A 20,190-nucleotide genomic window follows, 5' to 3' on the forward strand; every position below is an offset into this window, starting at 1 on the left:
GCCGGGAGGGGACCGGGGCGTTGCCGGGCGGGGCGATACGGCTAGAAGAAGACCGAGCGGCGCTCGACGAGCAGCTTGTACAGGGTGTGCTGAATGGTCTCCCGCACCTGGTCGGTGAGGTTGAACATCAGCATCGGGTCCTCAACGGCCTCCGGCGCATGGCCGTCCGTCGGAATCGGCTCGCCGAACTGGATGGTCCACTTCGTCGGCAGCGGTACGGCTCCCAGCGGGCCGAGCCAGGGGAAGGTCGGCGTGATCGGGAAGTACGGCAGCCCCAGCAGCCGGGCGACCGTGCGGGCGTTGCCGACCATCGGATAGATCTCCTCCGCGCCGACGATCGAGCACGGCACGATCGGCGCGCCGGCCCGCAGCGCCGTGGAGACGAAGCCGCCCCGCCCGAACCGCTGGAGCTTGTAGCGCTCGGAGAAGGGCTTGCCGATGCCCTTGAAGCCCTCGGGCATCACCCCGACCACCTCACCGCGCTCCAGCAGCCGTTCGGCGTCCTCGGCGCAGGCGAGGGTGTGACCGGCCTTGCGCGCCAACTCGTTGACGACCGGCAGCATGAACACCAGATCGGCCGCGAGGAGCCGCAGATTGCGGCCCGCCGGGTGGTTGTCGTGGACCGCCACCTGCAGCATCAGCCCGTCCAGCGGCAGCGTCCCGGAGTGGTTGCAGACGACCAGCGCCCCGCCCTCGTCGGGGATGTTCTCGATGCCCCGCACCTCGACCCGGAAGTACTTCTCGTACACCGGCCGCAGGGCGGACATCAGGACGTGCTCGGTGAGGTCCGCGTCGTAGCCGAAGTCGTCCACCTCGTACTCGCCGGTGACGCGGCGGCGGAGGAAGGCCAGGCCGTGCGCGAGGCGCCGCTCCCAGCCGTCCGGTCCGTGCCCCTGCGGCGGCGTCTCCGGCGGGCCCGCGGCGCCGCCGGACCCGTCTCCGCTCCCGTCGGGAACGGCGCTCAGCGGCGGTTCACCCGGCTCCGGGCCGCCGGGACCCCCGGAGCCGGCGCCGCCCGCCCCGGTGGCCCCGCCCGTGTCGGCGCTCCGTCTCCGCCCGGTACGGCGTCGTGCCGAACGGTCACCCGACCCTCGGGGCCGGTCCTCACCGAACGGGATGACCTTGGCGTCCGCCATGCTGGCTGCGCTCCTCAGGTGGCGTGGGATCGATGGTGGCCGTCACCGCCCGCGGCGTCCGCCGGCTGGTCCAGCAGCGCCTCGGCGAGACGGTCGACGGTGTGGGCGAGCCGCTCCGGGGGCAGCAGGCCGGGCTGCCGGCTGCGCGCGAAGTCGGCGAACGTCTCGGCCGTCGTGTACGCGGGCTCGAACCCCAGGGTCTGCCGCATCTCGGCGGTCCGGACGACCCGGCCGTGCGTGAGCAGCCGGACCTGCTCGGGCGAGAAGTCGGTCATGCCGACGACGCGCAGGGCCGAGCGGACCCAGGCGAGGGCCGGCAGCAGCAGCGGCAGGGTCGGCTTGCCCAGTCTGCGGGCGGTCTGGGACAGCAGCAGCACGCCGTCCCCCGCGATGTTGAAGGTGCCGCTGTTGAGGGTCCCGCGCCGGGGCTCGGAGGAGGCGATGCGCAGCACCTCCATCACGTCGTCCTCGTGGACGAACTGGAGCCGCGGGTCGTATCCCAGGACCGTCGGCAGCACCGGGAGGGAGAAGTACTCGGCGAGGGGGGTGTCGGCGTACGGCCCGAGGATGTTGGCGAAGCGCAGGACGCACACCGCCACATCGGGGCGCCGCCGGGCGAAGCCCCGGACATAGCCCTCGACCTCGACGGTGTCCTTGGCGAAGCCTCCGCTGGGCAGCGACTTGGGCGGGGTGGACTCGTCGAAGACGGCCGGGTCGCGCGGCGCCGAACCGTACACATTGGTGCTGGACTTCACCACGAGCCGCTGCACGGACGGCGCCTTCTGGCAGGCGCCGAGCAGTTGCATCGTGCCGATGACGTTGGTCTCCTTGAGCGTCGCCCGGCCCCGGGGCGCCTTGGCCGAGCCGACGCCGAAGGTCGGGGCCGGCGTGCCGGTGACGTCCAGATGGACGACGGTGTCGACGGCGTACTCGGCGAGCACCCGCGCGATGGTGGGCTGCCGGATGTCGGCCTGGATGAACTCGGCTCCGCCGAGGTGGCGTTCGGGCGGCACGGAGTCCACGGCGATCACCCGGGCGACCTCGGGCTCCCGCTGGACGCGCCGTACGAACCGGCCCGCGAGTTGCCGGCCGGCACCCGTGACGAGCACGACTTTGCCCAATATCCGCGCCTTCCTTCCGAGCTCCGGTCACGCTGCGACGGTTCTTTCCGTCACCGTATCCCGTGGTTGTTGCCCTGTGATGACCCCCGGCGCGGGAAGCGGCCATTTCCGGGAACGGCAGCGCTTTCCGGCAACGGCAGCGCGTGGAACAGCAGAACCGCCCTCCCGCCGTGGGGCGGAAGGGCGGCTGACGTCCTGCTGTCGCCTGCGTCCTACTTCTTGTTGCGACGCTGGACGCGGGTGCGCTTGAGCAGCTTGCGGTGCTTCTTCTTGGCCATCCGCTTGCGCCGCTTCTTGATAACAGAGCCCACGACTACCCTCGCTTACTTCGCATCACTCGGTGCGGGGCGTCCGAGCCCACACTACCTACGTCGGCCCAGCCTACCCGCCGCCGCGTGATGGACGTAATCCGAGGGGCGCCGTCAGGCGGTCTCCACCCCCACATAGGACTCGCGGAGGTATTCGTGGACCGCCTGTTCCGGGACGCGGAAGGACCTCCCCACCCGGATGGCAGGCAGATGACCGCTGTGCACCAGGCGGTACACGGTCATCTTCGACACTCGCATCACCGCGGCGACTTCCGCCACGGTCAGGAACACGACCTCATTGAGAGGCCTTTCGCCACCAGCCATAGAGACACCTGAACCTTCCGCACCTGACGGCCACCGGCTTCCCCTCCGGTGACTCCTTGTCGCTGCGCGCTCACTCCCAGAGTAGGGGCGGGTGGTACGAGTGGGGAAGAGGAGCAGCGTTCGCTCTCCTACTGGGACAGACACGCCCGATTGAGTACATAGCGCGTAAGCGGCCGGTAGTAAGCGGACCGCACTCCGTCATCAAGCGGAACGGCGACCGCGACCCGCCCCTCGGCCTCACCCACGAACGGCGCGGGGTCGTCCGCATCGGCCGGCCCCATGGCCTCACAACCCAGCTGACCTGCGCCGCAGATCCAGCCGTGGTCACCGATCACCAGCGCGGGCAAGGGCCCGGAGGAGTCGGCGGCCGCGGCGAGAAGCATACGAACCGGGAGCGGCGAATGGCTGTGCGCGGGGGCCGCCGCACCGGGTTCGGGTCCGCCGGTTTCCCGGACGAGGGCGACCCCGCGTACGTAGTCGATGCGGTGGATGCGTAGACCGAACCGGGTCGTTATGTCGACACATCTCCCCTGCGCCGGGCTGAGGACAGTACATCCCGCCGCCGAGAGGGCCGCCGCCAAAGAGGCGTAGAACTCCAGGAGCCGGTGCGGATGGCCGGTCCCGAACAGCACCGGGAGGCGGGCCGCGGCCGCCGCGGCGAGCCGGTCCGCGAAGGCGTCCAGGGCCGCGAGCGTCCGGTCCGGGTCAATGGTCTCGGGGCCGACCGTATAGGAGGGATCGCGGGAGACTCCACACCGGTCGGCCATCAGCCGCAGCAACTCCCGCCGCCCCCAGTCGCCTTCGGGGTCGAGCCCGAGCAGCAGCCGGGGATCGCGGGCCGCGAAGAGGCGGTAACTGCGCAGGCTCCGCTCGCGCGGAGTGGCCACGGTCCCCGCCAGCCGGACGGCCCGCAGATACGCGCGCAGCGCTTCGCGGCTCGGGGCGCCGGAGGCCCGCGCGGCGGGGCTCCGCGTGCGGGAACTCCGCGTGCGGGGACTCGGCTCCGGGGGCGTCAGCACCCGCTCATGCTGTCGTACGGGCGCCGGCCCCGCCGCCGTATCGGGCAGACCTCCCACGGCCGGCCCAGCGCACGAGAGTTCCGGGGGGCGCCTGACACCGCGCGGCAAGGGCTCCGGCCGGGGCTCCGGCTGGGGCTCCGGCTGGGACGGCCGGGATCCCGGCCGGGGTTACGGCAGCAGCCCGTGCGCCGGGAACACCGCACGGCGCGTGGCGAGCACCGCCTGGTCCAGCCGGTCCGCCGGGTCGTAGCCGCCGTCCTCGAAGTCGCGCCACCAGGGCTCGCGTCCGTCCGTCATCCGCCGCGGCGCCAGTTGCCGGGTCTTGGCGTAGACCTCCTGCCGCCAGTCCTCGGGGGTCTCCGCCTTGGGGTCGATCGGCCGTCCCGCGGCGATCGCCACCAGATGGGTCCAGGAACGCGGCACGACCTCCGCGACGGCGTATCCACCGCCGCCCAGAGCGATCCAGCGGCCCTCCGCATGCTCGTGCGCCAGGTCGTGGCAGGCCGCCTGCACGGCCCGCTGCGCGTCGAGGCTGACGGCCAGATGCGCGAGCGGGTCCTCGAAGTGTGTGTCGGCGCCGTGCTGGGTGACCAGGACCTGCGGGCGGAACGCCGACAGCATCTCGGGCACCACCGCGTGGAAGGCCCGAAGCCAGCCGTCGTCGGTGGTCCCGGCGGGCAGCGCCACATTGACCGCGGTGCCCTCGGCTCCCTCGCCGCCGGTCTCCTCCGGCCAGCCGGTCTGGGGGAAGAGGGTGCGCGGGTGTTCGTGGAGGGAGATGGTCAGCACCCGGGGGTCGTTCCAGAACGCCGCCTGGACGCCGTCCCCGTGATGCACGTCCACGTCGACGTACGCGACGCGCTCGGCACCGAGCTCCAGCAGCCGGGCGATGGCCAGCGCCGCGTCGTTGTAGATGCAGAAACCGGCCGCGGCGCCCGGCATGGCGTGGTGCAGGCCCCCGGAGAAGTTGACCGCGTGCCGGACGTCCCCGCGCCACACCGCCTCGGCGGCGCCCACGGACTGCCCGGCGATCAGGGCCGAGGCCTCGTGCATCCCGCTGAAGGCCGGATCGTCCTCGGTACCGAGACCGTACGAGCCGTCCGCCGAGGCGGGATCGGCCGAGGCCCGGCGCACGGCGTCCACGTAGTCCGCGCGGTGGACCAGCCGGAGCGTCGACTCTCCGGCCGACCGGGCCGACGTGACCCGCAGTTCGCGGTCGAGTCCGAAAGCCTCGACCAGGCGCATGGTCAGCGCGAGCCGCACCGGATCCATCGGATGGTCGGGACCGAAGTCATAGCGGGTGACCGCCTCGTCCCACATCAGCTGCGCGCGACCGCTCATACCGACCACCGTATCGGTCCCGTTGAGAGCCGAACCAAACGGGCGTGGCGAGACCGGGGAGTGGCGGCCCGGATGGCTCAGATGGCCGTATCCGCCGCGTCCCGGCCGTGTCCGAGCAGGGCCGGCAGCTCGGCCGGCGCGGAGAACAGCGCGGTGGCCTCCGCCAGTTCGGCGGCCGGGGTCATGGCGGTGAAGCCGTAGACGTCCATCCCGGCGGCCACGGCCGCGCGCACACCGAGCGGGCTGTCCTCGACCACCGCGCACCGGCCCGGCTCCGCGCCCATCGCGGCGGCCGCGTGCAGGAAGAGGTCCGGCGCGGGCTTACCGCGTCCGACGTCCTGCGAGCTGAAGATGCGCTCCTCGCCGAAGTGTTCGTACAACCCGGTGGTGCGCAGGGTGACCCGGATCCGCTCGTGGCTGCCCGAGGAGGCCACGCAGTACGGAACACCGGCTGCGCCCAGCCCCGCCAGTACGCCGGCCACCCCGGGGACGGGCTGGAGCCCGCGCCGGAACTCCTCGAAGACCCGGCGGTGAAAGGTGTCGTCGAAGTCGTCCGGGAGCCGGCGCCCGGAGCGCTCGTACACGAGGTCATGGACGCGGTGGAGGGCGGAGCCCATGTAGTCGCGGAGGGAGTCCTCGTAGGTGGTGGGGTGGCCGAGCTCGGTCAGATGAGCGGCGAGGGCCCGGTTCGAGATCGGCTCGCTGTCCACCAGCACACCGTCGTTGTCGAATATGACCAGGTCGTAGCGCATGGACTCACTGTAGAACGGCCGGTCAGGAGACCCGGCCCGGTCGCGCGGGGTGGGAAAGGGTCCTGAAACGCGAGAAAGCCCTGTGGGGAACCGGAGTCCCCCACAGGGCTTTCTTCATTCTCAAGAATTGTTCGGCGGCGTCCTACTCTCCCACAGGGTCCCCCCTGCAGTACCATCGGCGCTGAAAGGCTTAGCTTCCGGGTTCGGAATGTAACCGGGCGTTTCCCTCACGCTATAACCACCGAAACACTATGAAACTATACGAACCGGACGGCAACACAGTTCGTTGTTTCAGAACCAACACAGTGGACGCGAGCACCTGAGGACAAGCCCTCGGCCTATTAGTACCAGTCAACTCCACACCTTGCAGTGCTTCCATATCTGGCCTATCAACCCAGTCGTCTACTGGGAGCCTTAACCCCTCACAGGGGGTGGGAGTCCTCATCTCGAAGCAGGCTTCCCGCTTAGATGCTTTCAGCGGTTATCCCTCCCGAACGTAGCCAACCAGCCATGCCCTTGGCAGGACAACTGGCACACCAGAGGTTCGTCCGTCCCGGTCCTCTCGTACTAGGGACAGCCCTTCTCAAGACTCCTACGCGCACAGCGGATAGGGACCGAACTGTCTCACGACGTTCTAAACCCAGCTCGCGTACCGCTTTAATGGGCGAACAGCCCAACCCTTGGGACCGACTCCAGCCCCAGGATGCGACGAGCCGACATCGAGGTGCCAAACCATCCCGTCGATATGGACTCTTGGGGAAGATCAGCCTGTTATCCCCGGGGTACCTTTTATCCGTTGAGCGACGGCGCTTCCACAAGCCACCGCCGGATCACTAGTCCCGACTTTCGTCCCTGCTCGACCCGTCGGTCTCACAGTCAAGCTCCCTTGTGCACTTACACTCAACACCTGATTACCAACCAGGCTGAGGGAACCTTTGGGCGCCTCCGTTACCCTTTAGGAGGCAACCGCCCCAGTTAAACTACCCACCAGACACTGTCCCTGATCCGGATCACGGACCCAGGTTAGACATCCAGCACGACCAGAGTGGTATTTCAACGACGACTCCACCCGAACTAGCGTCCGGGCTTCACAGTCTCCCACCTATCCTACACAAGCCGAACCGAACACCAATATCAAGCTGTAGTAAAGGTCCCGGGGTCTTTCCGTCCTGCTGCGCGAAACGAGCATCTTTACTCGTAGTGCAATTTCACCGGGCCTATGGTTGAGACAGTCGAGAAGTCGTTACGCCATTCGTGCAGGTCGGAACTTACCCGACAAGGAATTTCGCTACCTTAGGATGGTTATAGTTACCACCGCCGTTTACTGGCGCTTAAGTTCTCAGCTTCGCCATGACGGATCATGACTAACCGGTCCCCTTAACGTTCCAGCACCGGGCAGGCGTCAGTCCGTATACATCGCCTTACGGCTTCGCACGGACCTGTGTTTTTAGTAAACAGTCGCTTCTCGCTGGTCTCTGCGGCCACCACCAGCTCACACCGCAAGGGTGATCACCAGCAATGGCCCCCCTTCTCCCGAAGTTACGGGGGCATTTTGCCGAGTTCCTTAACCATAGTTCACCCGAACGCCTCGGTATTCTCTACCTGACCACCTGAGTCGGTTTAGGGTACGGGCCGCCATGAAACTCGCTAGAGGCTTTTCTCGACAGCATAGGATCATCCACTTCACCACAATCGGCTCGGCATCAGGTCTCACCCTTACACGGAGGACGGATTTACCTACCCTCCGGGCTACACCCTTACCCCGGGACAACCACCGCCCGGGCTGGACTACCTTCCTGCGTCACCCCATCACTCACCTACTACCCCCTCGGGCCGTCGGCTCCACCACTCCGACCTCGTCCGAAGACTCAGCCGGCGGCTTCACGGACTTAGCATCAGAAGGTTCAGCGCTGGCGCTTCAAAGCGGGTACCGGAATATCAACCGGTTGTCCATCGACTACGCCTGTCGGCCTCGCCTTAGGTCCCGACTTACCCTGGGCAGATCAGCTTGACCCAGGAACCCTTAGTCAATCGGCGCACACGTTTCCCACGTGTGTATCGCTACTCATGCCTGCATTCTCACTCGTGAACCGTCCACCACTGCCTTCCGGCGCGGCTTCACCCGGCACACGACGCTCCCCTACCCATCAGCACCCCCGTTAGGGGTATATGTGCCAATGACACGACTTCGGCGGTACGCTTGAGCCCCGCTACATTGTCGGCGCGGAATCACTTGACCAGTGAGCTATTACGCACTCTTTCAAGGATGGCTGCTTCTAAGCCAACCTCCTGGTTGTCTCTGCGACTCCACATCCTTTCCCACTTAGCGTACGCTTAGGGGCCTTAGTCGATGCTCTGGGCTGTTTCCCTCTCGACCATGGAGCTTATCCCCCACAGTCTCACTGCCGCGCTCTCACTTACCGGCATTCGGAGTTTGGCTAAGGTCAGTAACCCGGTAGGGCCCATCGCCTATCCAGTGCTCTACCTCCGGCAAGAAACACACGACGCTGCACCTAAATGCATTTCGGGGAGAACCAGCTATCACGGAGTTTGATTGGCCTTTCACCCCTAACCACAGGTCATCCCCCAGGTTTTCAACCCTGGTGGGTTCGGTCCTCCACACGGTCTTACCCGCGCTTCAACCTGCCCATGGCTAGATCACTCCGCTTCGGGTCTTGAGCGCGCTACTATACCGCCCTATTCGGACTCGCTTTCGCTACGGCTTCCCCACACGGGTTAACCTCGCAACACACCGCAAACTCGCAGGCTCATTCTTCAAAAGGCACGCAGTCACGACGCACCGGACAAGTCCGATGCGCGACGCTCCCACGGCTTGTAGGCACACGGTTTCAGGTACTATTTCACTCCGCTCCCGCGGTACTTTTCACCATTCCCTCACGGTACTATCCGCTATCGGTCACCAGGGAATATTTAGGCTTAGCGGGTGGTCCCGCCAGATTCACACGGGATTTCTCGGGCCCCGTGCTACTTGGGTGTCGCACAAGCAAGTTGCTGACATTTCGGCTACGGGGGTCTTACCCTCTACGCCGGGCCTTTCGCATGCCCTTCGCCTACACCAACAATTTCTGACTCGCCCGATGGCCGGCAGACCACCGAAGTGCGATCCCACAACCCCGTAAGCGCAACCCCTGCCGGGTATCACACGCCTACGGTTTGGCCTCATCCGGTTTCGCTCGCCACTACTCCCGGAATCACGGTTGTTTTCTCTTCCTGCGGGTACTGAGATGTTTCACTTCCCCGCGTTCCCTCCACATACCCTATGTGTTCAGGTATGGGTGACAGCCCATGACGACTGCCGGGTTTCCCCATTCGGACACCCCCGGATCAAAGCTCGGTTGACAGCTCCCCGGGGCCTATCGCGGCCTCCCACGTCCTTCATCGGTTCCTGGTACCAAGGCATCCACCGTGCGCCCTTAAAAACTTGGCCACAGATGCTCGCGTCCACTGTGCAGTTCTCAAACAACGACCAGCCACCCGCCACCCACACCAACCGTGCGGTTCACCGGGACCGGCAACCGAAGACACAAGCAAACAGCCCGTACCCTCAGACACCCAACAGCGCGCCCGGCACACCCCGGCCCCCACCGCGTTCCACGCCCCGAAGAGCAGTACTAGCAGCAGCAACCGTGATGCGCCGAATAGTCAACGTTCCACCCATGAGCAACCAGCACCGGACACTCGCCGGTGTTCTGGCCTCTGACCCGGCAGAACCGGGTGAGAAGTGCTCCTTAGAAAGGAGGTGATCCAGCCGCACCTTCCGGTACGGCTACCTTGTTACGACTTCGTCCCAATCGCCAGTCCCACCTTCGACGATTCCCTCCCTTACGGGTTGGGCCACCGGCTTCGGGTGTTACCGACTTTCGTGACGTGACGGGCGGTGTGTACAAGGCCCGGGAACGTATTCACCGCAGCAATGCTGATCTGCGATTACTAGCGACTCCGACTTCATGGGGTCGAGTTGCAGACCCCAATCCGAACTGAGACCGGCTTTTTGAGATTCGCTCCACCTCGCGGTATCGCAGCTCATTGTACCGGCCATTGTAGCACGTGTGCAGCCCAAGACATAAGGGGCATGATGACTTGACGTCGTCCCCACCTTCCTCCGAGTTGACCCCGGCAGTCTCCTGTGAGTCCCCATCACCCCGAAAGGCATGCTGGCAACACAGAACAAGGGTTGCGCTCGTTGCGGGACTTAACCCAACATCTCACGACACGAGCTGACGACAGCCATGCACCACCTGTACACCGACCACAAGGGGGGCCGTATCTCTACGGCTTTCCGGTGTATGTCAAGCCTTGGTAAGGTTCTTCGCGTTGCGTCGAATTAAGCCACATGCTCCGCCGCTTGTGCGGGCCCCCGTCAATTCCTTTGAGTTTTAGCCTTGCGGCCGTACTCCCCAGGCGGGGAACTTAATGCGTTAGCTGCGGCACGGACGACGTGGAATGTCGCCCACACCTAGTTCCCAACGTTTACGGCGTGGACTACCAGGGTATCTAATCCTGTTCGCTCCCCACGCTTTCGCTCCTCAGCGTCAGTATCGGCCCAGAGATCCGCCTTCGCCACCGGTGTTCCTCCTGATATCTGCGCATTTCACCGCTACACCAGGAATTCCGATCTCCCCTACCGAACTCTAGCCTGCCCGTATCGAATGCAGACCCGGGGTTAAGCCCCGGGCTTTCACATCCGACGCGACAAGCCGCCTACGAGCTCTTTACGCCCAATAATTCCGGACAACGCTCGCACCCTACGTATTACCGCGGCTGCTGGCACGTAGTTAGCCGGTGCTTCTTCTGCAGGTACCGTCACTTGCGCTTCTTCCCTGCTGAAAGAGGTTTACAACCCGAAGGCCGTCATCCCTCACGCGGCGTCGCTGCATCAGGCTTCCGCCCATTGTGCAATATTCCCCACTGCTGCCTCCCGTAGGAGTCTGGGCCGTGTCTCAGTCCCAGTGTGGCCGGTCGCCCTCTCAGGCCGGCTACCCGTCGTCGCCTTGGTAGGCCATCACCCCACCAACAAGCTGATAGGCCGCGGGCTCATCCTGCACCGCCGGAGCTTTCCACCACCATCGGATGCCCGAGATGGTCGTATCCGGTATTAGACCCCGTTTCCAGGGCTTGTCCCAGAGTGCAGGGCAGATTGCCCACGTGTTACTCACCCGTTCGCCACTAATCCCCTCCGAAGAGGTTCATCGTTCGACTTGCATGTGTTAAGCACGCCGCCAGCGTTCGTCCTGAGCCAGGATCAAACTCTCCGTGAATGCTTCACGCAAGAGCGGCGCAGCCCGGAGGAATAATCCGGACCGCGCACAGCGTCCTCGCTGTCAATTGCCTCCCGACCACCACCGCCGAAACGGTGGCACGGAAGGACTTGTTTCAAAGGAACCTCATCCCGGCAGCAAACCTGAATCTGCCGCCCGGACGGGGTATCAACATATCTGGCGTTGACTTTTGGCACGCTGTTGAGTTCTCAAGGAACGGACGCTTCCTTCGGCCCCGTCTCCGGGCCCTCCGGGCGCTTCCCTTCGGTGTTTCCAACCCTACCAGACACTTTCCGAACCGATTTCCCGGTCCGAATTCCGTATCCGGTCCCCGTTGGAGAGGGTTTTCGCTGCGCCTTCCGGCGCGGCCCCTACGTTAGCGGATTTCCCGGCCGGCTCATAATCGAGCCTTTCGGTATCGAATTCCGGCATGCCGGAACCCATCCCCGATCGGGGAGACCCTGCTTCGGTGGGTGCCGCCGAAAGCGGCGGGAAGTGGCCGCCGGGGACCACGTGGGGCCCCGACAACTCGAAGGACACTACACGACACGCCGATGGTCATCAAATCGGCTCCCGCGGGTCCCCGGCGGTGTACCGGCTGGCCCCGCGGGTTCCCCGGCGGACTGGGTCCGCGCCCGGTCAGCCCTGGCCGGAGGCCAGCTCGCGGCTGCGGTCGCGTGCCGCTTCCAGGGCCGCGATGAGCGCTGCCCGGACACCGTGGCTTTCGAGCTCCCGGATGGCGCTGATCGTGGTGCCGGCCGGCGAGGTGACGGCCTCCCGCAGCTTGACCGGATGTTCCCCGCTGTCGCGCAGCATGACGGCGGCGCCGATGGCGGCCTGGACGATCAGGTCGTGCGCCTTGTCGCGGGGCAGGCCCAGGAGAATCCCGGCGTCCGTCATGGCCTCGACCAGGAAGTAGAAGTACGCGGGCCCGGAGCCGGAGAGGGCGGTGGCGGCGTCCTGCTGGGCCTCGGGGACGCGGAGGGTCTTGCCGACGCCGTTGAAGATCTCCTCGGTGTGCGCGAGGTGTTCCTCCGTGGCGTGGCTGCCGGCGGAGATGACGGACATGGCCTCGTCCACCAGGGCCGGGGTGTTGGTCATGACCCGGACGACCGGGGTGCCGGGTGCGAGCCGTTCCTCGAAGAAGGCCGTGGGGATGCCGGCCGCACCGCTGACGACCAGCCGGTCGGCGGGGACGTGCGGGGCGAGTTCGTCCAGGAGACGGCCCATGTCCTGGGGCTTCACCGTGAGGATCAGGGTGTCGGCGGTCTTGGCGGCCTCCGCGTTCGAGACGGCCTCCACCCCGTACCGCTCGCGCAGCTCCGCGGCGCGCTCCGGGCGCCGTGCGGTCACCAGCAGGTCCTTCTTCGGCCAGCCGGCGCGGATCATGCCGCTCAGAAGCGCTTCGCCGATCTTGCCGGTGCCGAGCACGGCCACTTTCTGGGTCATGGTGCGGGTTCACCCCATCCGGTGCGATGACATGCAGGTCGTGACGTGGATGTGAGGGCTGCGTCTGGCTGCCTCGGTGCTGCGCGGGCCATCCTCGCACCGGAGCGGGATCGGGGTGTGCCGTGTCCGAGTGGCGGGCAGGGCGGGTCGCCGTCGCCCTGGCCTGCCCTGGCCTGCCCCGCCCTGCCCTGCTCCCGCCCGTCCTCCCCCGCCCTGCCGGGAGCGGTCCCCGGGCCCCGGGGCCGCTCAGGCCGTGCGGCGGCGGAGGGTTGCCGCGCCGAGGCCGAGGACGAGCAGGGCACTGCCGGCGACGATGCCGACGTCGCGGAAGAAGTCGCCCGTGACGTCCGAGTGCCGGAGCACCTCGTTCATGGCGTCCACGGCGTAGGACATCGGCAGGACGTTCGAGATGGCCTCCAGGACCGGCTGCATGGAGTCGCGTGGCGCGAGGAGTCCGCAGAGCAGCAGTTGGGGGAAGATGATCGCCGGCATGAACTGGACGGCCTGGAACTCGGAGGCCGCGAAGGCGGAGACGAAGAGCCCGAGTGCCGTGCCGAGGAGCGCGTCGAGCAGGGCCACGACCAGCAGCAGCCACGGTGATCCGGTGATGTCCAGGTCGAGGCCCCAGATGGCGAGGGCCGTGGCGAGGCCGGCCTGGACGATGGCGAGCAGCCCGAAGGCCAGCGCGTAGCCGACGATCAGGTCCGCCTTGCCGAGCGGCATGGAGAGCAGCCGCTCCAGCGTGCCGGAGGTGCGTTCGCGGAGCGTGGCGATGGACGTCACCAGGAACATCGTGATCATCGGGAAGATGCCGAGGAGTGAGGCGCCGATGTTGTCGAAGGTGCCCGGGCTGTCGTCGTAGACCCAGTAGAGCAGGGAGAGCAGGACCAGGGGGACGACCAGCATCAGGGCGACGGTGCGCGGGTCGTGCCGGAGCTGGCGGAGCACACGCCGGGTGGTGGCGAGGGTGCGGGAGAGGTTCACTGCGCTGTTCCTCCGGCGTCCGGGGTGCGGTGGGGTGCGGGGTCGTTCCCGGGGGCGTTCCCGGGCTCGTCGCCGCGGGCGGCCGGGGTGGCGGGGTTCCCGCCCCCGGTCCCCTTCTCGTTGCGGGTCCCCTTCGCGGCGTTCCGCCCGGCTCGCTCGGCTTCCTGCTCGGCTTCCTTCTCGGCGTCGACCAGGCGCAGGAAGGCGTCCTCGACGGTCGCGGAGCCGGTGCGGCGGCGGAGTTCCTCCGGGGTGTCGTCGGCCAGGACGCGGCCGGCGCGCATGAGGAGGAGGCGGCGGCAGCGCTCGGCCTCGTCCATGACGTGCGAGGAGACGAGGAGGGTCGTGCCGCGCTCGTCGGCGAGCCGGTGGAAGAGGTTCCAGAGGTCCCGGCGGAGTACGGGGTCGAGTCCGACGGTGGGCTCGTCGAGGACCAGGAGTTCCGGGGAGCCGAGCAGGGCGATCGCCAGGGAGACGCGGGAGCGCTGGCCGCCGGAGAGGTTGCCGGTGAGCTGCTCGGCGTGGTCCTCCAGGTCCACCTCGGCCAGGGCGCGGGCCACTTGGTCCGCGCGTTCGGCGCGGGAGAGGGACGGGTCGAGCACGGAGGCGTAGTAGTCGAGGTTCTGGCGGGCGGAGAGGTCGTCGTAGATGGACGGCGCCTGGGTGACGTAGCCGACGCGGGAGCGCAGGGGTGCGGTTCCGGCCGGGCTGCCGAGGACGTCGAGGGTGCCGGAGACCCTGGCCTGGGTGCCGGCGATGGCCCGCATCAAGGTGGACTTGCCGCACCCGCTGGGGCCGAGGAGGCCGGTGACCTGGCCGTGGTGGAGGTCGAAGTCGAGGGAGTCGAGGACGGTGCGCCCGCCGCGGACCACGCGGAGGCCGCGGGCCCGGACGGCGGGCTCCCCGGAGTTATTCATCATGTGTTGAATAATGCTCCCGGAGCCGGGGCGCGGTCAAGGAAGGGGTTGCGCGCCGGGGGCGTCCGGGAGATGGGCGGGTGGAGGCGGGCGGTGGCGGAGGGCGGGGCGGAGGCCAGCGAAAGCCGCCGGTCCGGACGGCGCACGGGTGCCCGGGGCCGGTACGGGCCGGCGGATCCCGGCATTCCCGGCCTTCCCGGGGTGGGTGCCGGCGGCGTCAGCCGGAGCCCGGCAGGAGCCGCAGTGCGGCCGGGTGGCGGGCGGCCAGGCTCAGTGCGTGCACCGTCGAGCGCACCACTTGTTCCTTCAGCAGGGCCGCCGGGCGGCCGGTGAGGGCACGTTCGCGCGGGCTGTCGTCCCGGTGCACGGACTGGATCAGGCCGTCGTCGCGCCCGAGGCTGACGCACTGGAGCGCGTAGCGGAAGCTCAGCGGACGCTGCTCCCGGCCGCGCAGTTCGGCGGCGATGGCGCCCGCCGCGTGCAGGCCCGTGGGAACGGCGGTCGCACAGGCCATGCGCAGCGGCCCGGAGCCGGGGGTGGACGCGGCCGCGGCGTCGCCGACGGCGTAGATTTCCGGATGGGAGAGCGAGCGCAGGGCCGGGTCGACGCGGATCCGGCCGGCGGGGTCGAGGTCCAGCCCGGCCCGCTCGGCGATCTCCGTCCGGGGCGTCATGGAGGTCGCCCAGAAGACGGCGTCGGCGTCGACCTCGTCGGCCGTGGCCACCCGGCGGCCCTCCTCGACGCGGACCCCGTGGTCGCGGAGGAAGGCGCGGACGTGCGCGCGGCCCTTGCGGGAGAGTCCGGCGCCGGGTTCGCCGGAGGTGAGGAGCCGGATCTCCCAGTCGGGTCGGCTCCCGGCGAGTTCGGCGGCCGTCTCGATGCCGGTGAGCCCGCCGCCGACGACGGTGAGCGCGCCGCGGCCGTCGTCGAGCCGCTTCCGGAGTTCGGCGGCCGTCTCGGCGGTGTACGCACGGTCGCCGGTGCCGAGGGCACCGCCTCGGGTGTCGGTGCGGCTTCCGAGGGCGTAGACGAGCCGGTCGTACGGGAGGGCGCGTCCGTCGTCCGTGTGGACCAGCCGGTTCCCGGTGTCGAGGGCGGTGGCGCGGGAGGCCACGTGTGCGATGCCGGGGCGGCGGGCGAGGAAGCGGCTGAGCGGGTGGGTCACCTCCGTTCCGGCGGCGGCCAGTTGGTGGAGGCGCACCCGTTCGGTGAAGTGGTCGGCGGGATCGACCAGGGTGACCTTGTGGTGCGGCGCCAGGCGCAGGGCGGCCAGCAGGCCGGAGTAGCCGGCGCCGATGACGACGATGCGGTGGTCCGCCGGGCGCCCGCTCGGACGGTCCCCCGGACGGCCGGGCTCCGGGGCCGGGCCGGCGGTGGTCTCGTGGTCGCCCGGCCGGGCCGGGTGCTGCTGCGGCATGGGGTCTCGTCTCCCTCGGGTGTGCGGGCCCGGTCCTGCACGGGGTCGGGTCCCGGGCGGGGGCCGGAGCCTGTGATGGTCCGGTTCTTCGCGTTCACCGGGGAGACGACGTGGGGGGCCGGAGTGTGACATGGGGCGCGGGCCGGTGGTTCGGCGGGCACGGAACAGGTGGAGGTGCGGCGGCAGGGCGGCGGCCGGGGCGCCAGGGCGGCTCGGCGGGCGGGAAGCGGGGGGGGCGGCGAGCTGCTGGTTCCGCGCTTCCGGGCCCGTCCGCCGCCCGCTGCCCGCCGCCCGTCCGGACGCCTGGACGCCCGGACGGTGGGGACGGAACCGGCGGAACGCACGGGCAGGACGGGACGGACGGACGAGCCCGGCGGGCCCCGCTCCGGGGCACACGGGCTCGCCACCGGCAGACGGACGGATGGCCGGGCGGCCGACCGGTCAACGTCAACCGCGTCCCCGCGAGCGGGCGTTCAGCCGCCCAGGCCGAGGTGGCGCAGCTTGTCGGGGTTGACGACGATGTCGATCTCGGTGATGAGGCCGCGGTGCACCGTGAACGCGACGACCGCGGACTGTCCGCTGCCCGGGTCGCTGAGCACCAGGCCGGGTGCGCCGTTGACCTCCCGTACCTCCGCCGTCACGGTGTCCGATGCCCAGCGGCGGAGCAGTCCCTCGACCATGCGGGCCACCTTGTCCCGGCCGTGCACCGGGTGGCGCGCCGCCGACACCTTGCCGCCGCCGTCCGCCCGCCACACGGCTTCGGGGTCGAGGACCTTCATGAGCGCGTCGAGGTCCCGGCCCGTGGCGGCGGCGAGGAAGGCGTCCACGGCCCGCCGGTGCTCGTCGCGGTCGACGGAGCGGCGCGGACTCTCGGCGCGGACCCGCCGGCGGGCGCGCGAGGCCAACTGCCGTACGGAGACGGGGGTGCGGCCGACGACCTCGGCGATCTCGGTGAACGGTACGGCGAACACGTCGTGCAGGACGAAGGCGGTCCGCTCGGCCGGAGTCAGCCGTTCCAGCACCGCGAGGAGTGCCATGCCCACGGATTCGTCGAGGGTGACCCGGTCCTCGGGGAGAGCGGCTGCGCCTCCGCCACCGCCGAGGACGGGTTCGGGCAGCCAGGAGCCGACGTAGGTCTCGCGGCGCGAGCGGGCGGAGCCGAGCTGGTCGTAGCAGATGCGGCTGACGACGGTGGTGAGATACGCGCGGGGCTCGGCCGCCTCGCCGTCGGGCAGCGCCTGCCAGCGCAGCCATGCCTCCTGTACGGCGTCGTCGGCGTCCGCGACGGAGCCGGTGATGCGGTAGGCGACGCCCCAGAGACGTCCGCGGTGCTCCTCGAATTCGCTCAGCCGTGCCACTGGGCCTCCCTTTCCCCTCGCCGGTCGTCCGGCACCGGTCGTTCCTCGCCGGCCGCCGGGCGGCTTTCGTGTCGCCGGTGCGGGCGCCGTGCGATCCGGTCCGTTCGGGAGGGGGACGGAGTGGGCGGCCGGAGTGTGACACGGCGGCCGGTGACGTGCGGCATACAAGCGGCCGGGGCCCCGGCGCCGGGCGCCCTGTCCCGGCGGCCCGGGGTCAGCCGCGCCGCTTGCCCTGGCGCTTGCGGGCGGCCGGGTTGCCGGTGCGGGTCGCGCGCCGCCGCTCGTACAGCTCGCGGGCGCGCTCGTACTCCGCGCGGCGCCGCTTCTCGCCCGGGGCCTCGATCAGGCTGCGGCAGAACCAGGCGAGGAGGACGCCGATGAAGCCGATGGCCTTGATGTTCCGCATGGAGCTCTCGACGGTGGGGTCGGAGTCCGCGCCGGGGCCCGCGGTGAACCCCTTCCAGGTGTGCCGGAAGGCGAGGGCGGCGGAGATCGCGAAGATCACCACGATGATCCAGCTGAGGGTGGAGCCGACGTCGGCGATGAGAAGACCCTCGAAGCCGAGTTTCAGCAGGAACGTGCCCACGGCGGCGGCCAGCAGGGAGCCCGCGGCGAGACCCGCGCGCCGGAGGGCGTAGTGGCCGTCGTGGTCGACCCAGGTGGTGCCGAAGAACCGGATGGGCTCGGGCCGGGGGGCCTGGGAGCCCGGGGGCTGCCGCGTGTCGCTCATGCGGCCGATTATGGCCCGTCCCGGCCGGATCGGTCCCGGCCGGGACGGTGTGACGTACGCCTGTGCCCCAGCCGCCGGTCCCTGCCCCCCGGTCGTCATCGCCGCGGGGCGGGGCGGGGCGGGCCGGGCACGGCCCCTGGGTGCGGTCAGCCGCCGAGCAGGCCGACGTCGCGGACGGCGCCCTTGTCCGCGCTGGTCGCCATCGCCGCGTACGCGCGCAGGGCCTGGGAGACCTTGCGCTCGCGGTTCTCGGGGGCGTACCGGCCGCCGAGTGCCTCGCGGCGGGCGGCCAGTTCCTCGTCGGCGACCTTGAGTTCGATGCTGCGGGCCGGGATGTCGATCCGGATGGGGTCGCCGTCCCGGACGAGGGCGATGGTCCCGCCGGACGCGGCCTCCGGGGAGGCGTGGCCGATGGAGAGGCCGGAGGTGCCGCCGGAGAAGCGGCCGTCGGTGATCAGCGCGCAGGCCTTGCCGAGGCCGCGGCCCTTGAGGAAGGAGGTCGGGTAGAGCATTTCCTGCATGCCCGGTCCGCCCTTGGGGCCCTCGTAGCGGATGACGACGACGTCGCCCTCCTTGATCTGCTTGGTGAGGATCTTGTCGACGGCCTCCTCCTGCGATTCGCAGACGACGGCCGGGCCCTCGAAGGTCCAGATGGACTCGTCGACGCCGGCGGTCTTCACGACGCAGCCGTCCTCGGCGAGGTTGCCGTAGAGGATCGCGAGCCCACCCTCGGTGGAGTAGGCGTGTTCGACGTCGCGGATGCAGCCGCCGGCGGCGTCGGTGTCGAGGGTGTCCCAGCGCTCGGACTGCGAGAAGGCGGTCGCGGAGCGGACGCAGCCGGGTGCGGCGTGGAAGAGCTCGACGGCCTCGGCGGACGGGGAGCCGCCGCGCACGTCCCACTGCTTGAGCCAGTCGGCGAGGGAGGGGCTGTGGACGGTGTGGACGTCCTCGTTGAGGAGGCCGGCCCGGTACAGCTCGCCGAGGATGGCGGGGATGCCGCCGGCGCGGTGGACGTCCTCCATGTAGTAGACGCCGCCGGGGGCGACGTTGGGCGCGACCTTCGCCAGGCAGGGGAGGCGGCGGGAGAGCTCGTCGATGTCCTTCATGTCGAAGGCGAGTCCGGCCTCCTGGGCGGCGGCGAGGAGGTGGAGGATCGTGTTGGTCGAGCCGCCCATGGCGATGTCGAGCGCCATGGCGTTCTCGAAGGCCGCGCGGGAGGCGATGGCGCGGGGCAGGACGGTCGCGTCGTCCTGCTCGTAGTGGCGCTTGGTGATCTCGACGACCGTGCGGCCGGCGTTCTCGTAGAGCGCCTTGCGGGCGGTGTGGGTGGCCAGCACCGAGCCGTTGCCCGGGAGGGAGAGGCCGATCGCCTCGGTCAGGCAGTTCATGGAGTTGGCCGTGAACATGCCGGAGCAGGATCCGCAGGTGGGACAGGCGTTGTCCTCGATGCGGGCGATGTCCTCGTCGGAGACCTGGTCGTTGACGGCCTCGGAGATCGCGGAGATCAGGTCGAGCTTGCGGACCGTGCCGTCGACGAGGGTCGCGCGGCCGGACTCCATGGGGCCGCCGGAGACGAAGACGGTGGGGATGTTGAGGCGCAGCGCGGCCATCAGCATCCCGGGCGTGATCTTGTCGCAGTTGGAGATGCAGATCAGCGCGTCGGCGCAGTGCGCCTCGGTCATGTACTCGACGGAGTCGGCGATCAGGTCGCGCGAGGGGAGGGAGTAGAGCATTCCGCCGTGGCCCATGGCGATGCCGTCGTCGACCGCGATGGTGTTGAACTCGCGGGCGATGCCGCCCGCCGCGTGGATCGCCTCGCTGACGATCCGGCCGACGGGCTGGAGGTGGGTGTGCCCGGGCACGAACTCGGTGAAGCTGTTGGCCACCGCGATGATCGGCTTGCCGAAGTCCTCGCGCGCTACGCCGGAGGCCTGCATGAGGGCTCGGGCGCCCGCCATGTTGCGGCCGTGGGTGACAGTGCGGGACCTCAGCTCTGGCACGGTGGTCACTCCCTTGGATTCTCGCGGTACTGCTCGGGACCGCCGGCGGTCGCCA

14 protein-coding genes and 3 rRNA genes are annotated in these 20,190 nt (G+C 69.0%); all 17 read right to left on the reverse strand.

Features of this window, described 5'->3' with window-relative positions:
* Positions 1-41: 41 nt before the first annotated feature.
* The 17 genes from LIX60_RS13420 to ilvD all read right to left on the reverse strand — a co-directional run bounded on the left by LIX60_RS13420 (position 42) and on the right by ilvD (position 20,135).
* Positions 42-1,136: a lysophospholipid acyltransferase family protein gene (locus tag LIX60_RS13420; protein WP_227958623.1), complete on the reverse strand. Its 1,095-nt coding sequence runs from the start codon at positions 1,134-1,136 to the stop codon at positions 42-44.
* Between the two features lie 14 nt (positions 1,137-1,150).
* On the reverse strand, positions 1,151-2,257 hold the full coding sequence (locus LIX60_RS13425; RefSeq protein WP_227958624.1) for an NAD-dependent epimerase/dehydratase family protein: 1,107 nt from the start codon (positions 2,255-2,257) through the stop codon (positions 1,151-1,153).
* Between the two features lie 212 nt (positions 2,258-2,469).
* Complete coding sequence (locus LIX60_RS13430) at positions 2,470-2,568, reverse strand: 30S ribosomal protein bS22 (protein WP_003948845.1); 99 nt, start codon at positions 2,566-2,568, stop codon at positions 2,470-2,472.
* Positions 2,569-2,679: 111 nt separating this feature from the next.
* Positions 2,680-2,889 (reverse strand): helix-turn-helix domain-containing protein, encoded by a 210-nt coding sequence (locus tag LIX60_RS13435; protein WP_019707698.1) that lies wholly within the window; start codon positions 2,887-2,889, stop codon positions 2,680-2,682.
* 128 nt (positions 2,890-3,017) lie between these two features.
* Positions 3,018-3,815 carry a phosphatase gene (locus LIX60_RS13440; RefSeq protein ID WP_227962759.1) on the reverse strand — a complete coding sequence of 266 codons (798 nt, stop codon included), beginning with the start codon at positions 3,813-3,815 and terminating at the stop codon, positions 3,018-3,020.
* Between the two features lie 261 nt (positions 3,816-4,076).
* Entirely contained in the window at positions 4,077-5,249 is a 1,173-nt protein-coding gene (locus LIX60_RS13445) for an acetoin utilization protein AcuC (RefSeq protein ID WP_227958625.1), read from the reverse strand.
* A 77-nt stretch (positions 5,250-5,326) separates the two neighbouring features.
* Complete coding sequence (locus LIX60_RS13450) at positions 5,327-6,001, reverse strand: HAD family hydrolase (RefSeq protein ID WP_227958626.1); 675 nt, start codon at positions 5,999-6,001, stop codon at positions 5,327-5,329.
* Between the two features lie 129 nt (positions 6,002-6,130).
* Positions 6,131-6,247 (reverse strand): 5S ribosomal RNA (gene rrf / locus LIX60_RS13455).
* Between the two features lie 75 nt (positions 6,248-6,322).
* Positions 6,323-9,449: ribosomal RNA gene (locus LIX60_RS13460) — 23S ribosomal RNA — on the reverse strand.
* A 305-nt stretch (positions 9,450-9,754) separates the two neighbouring features.
* Positions 9,755-11,280: ribosomal RNA gene (locus tag LIX60_RS13465) — 16S ribosomal RNA — on the reverse strand.
* Together the 16S, 23S and 5S rRNA genes form the textbook arrangement of a ribosomal RNA operon.
* A gap of 639 nt (positions 11,281-11,919) precedes the next feature.
* Entirely contained in the window at positions 11,920-12,729 is an 810-nt protein-coding gene (proC, locus tag LIX60_RS13470; protein WP_043471536.1) for a pyrroline-5-carboxylate reductase, read from the reverse strand.
* A gap of 246 nt (positions 12,730-12,975) precedes the next feature.
* Positions 12,976-13,713 (reverse strand): ABC transporter permease, encoded by a 738-nt coding sequence (locus tag LIX60_RS13475; RefSeq protein ID WP_227958627.1) that lies wholly within the window; start codon positions 13,711-13,713, stop codon positions 12,976-12,978.
* Positions 13,710-14,633 carry an ABC transporter ATP-binding protein gene (locus LIX60_RS13480; protein ID WP_227958628.1) on the reverse strand — a complete coding sequence of 308 codons (924 nt, stop codon included), beginning with the start codon at positions 14,631-14,633 and terminating at the stop codon, positions 13,710-13,712. Before LIX60_RS13480 ends, LIX60_RS13475 begins: the two co-directional genes overlap by 4 nt.
* A gap of 214 nt (positions 14,634-14,847) precedes the next feature.
* Entirely contained in the window at positions 14,848-16,047 is a 1,200-nt protein-coding gene (locus LIX60_RS13485) for an NAD(P)/FAD-dependent oxidoreductase (RefSeq protein ID WP_227958629.1), read from the reverse strand.
* Between the two features lie 473 nt (positions 16,048-16,520).
* Complete coding sequence (gene sigJ / locus LIX60_RS13490) at positions 16,521-17,405, reverse strand: RNA polymerase sigma factor SigJ (protein ID WP_227958630.1); 885 nt, start codon at positions 17,403-17,405, stop codon at positions 16,521-16,523.
* Positions 17,406-17,619: 214 nt separating this feature from the next.
* Positions 17,620-18,135, reverse strand: a complete 516-nt coding sequence (locus LIX60_RS13495) for a hypothetical protein (RefSeq protein ID WP_043471546.1) — start codon at positions 18,133-18,135, stop codon at positions 17,620-17,622.
* Between the two features lie 146 nt (positions 18,136-18,281).
* Positions 18,282-20,135, reverse strand: coding sequence for a dihydroxy-acid dehydratase (gene ilvD, locus LIX60_RS13500; RefSeq protein WP_227962760.1), 1,854 nt, complete (start codon positions 20,133-20,135; stop codon positions 18,282-18,284).
* Between the last annotated feature and the right edge of the window lie 55 nt (positions 20,136-20,190).

The organism is Streptomyces sp. S07_1.15 (assembly GCF_020739505.1).
Taxonomy (GTDB): domain Bacteria; phylum Actinomycetota; class Actinomycetes; order Streptomycetales; family Streptomycetaceae; genus Streptomyces; species Streptomyces xinghaiensis.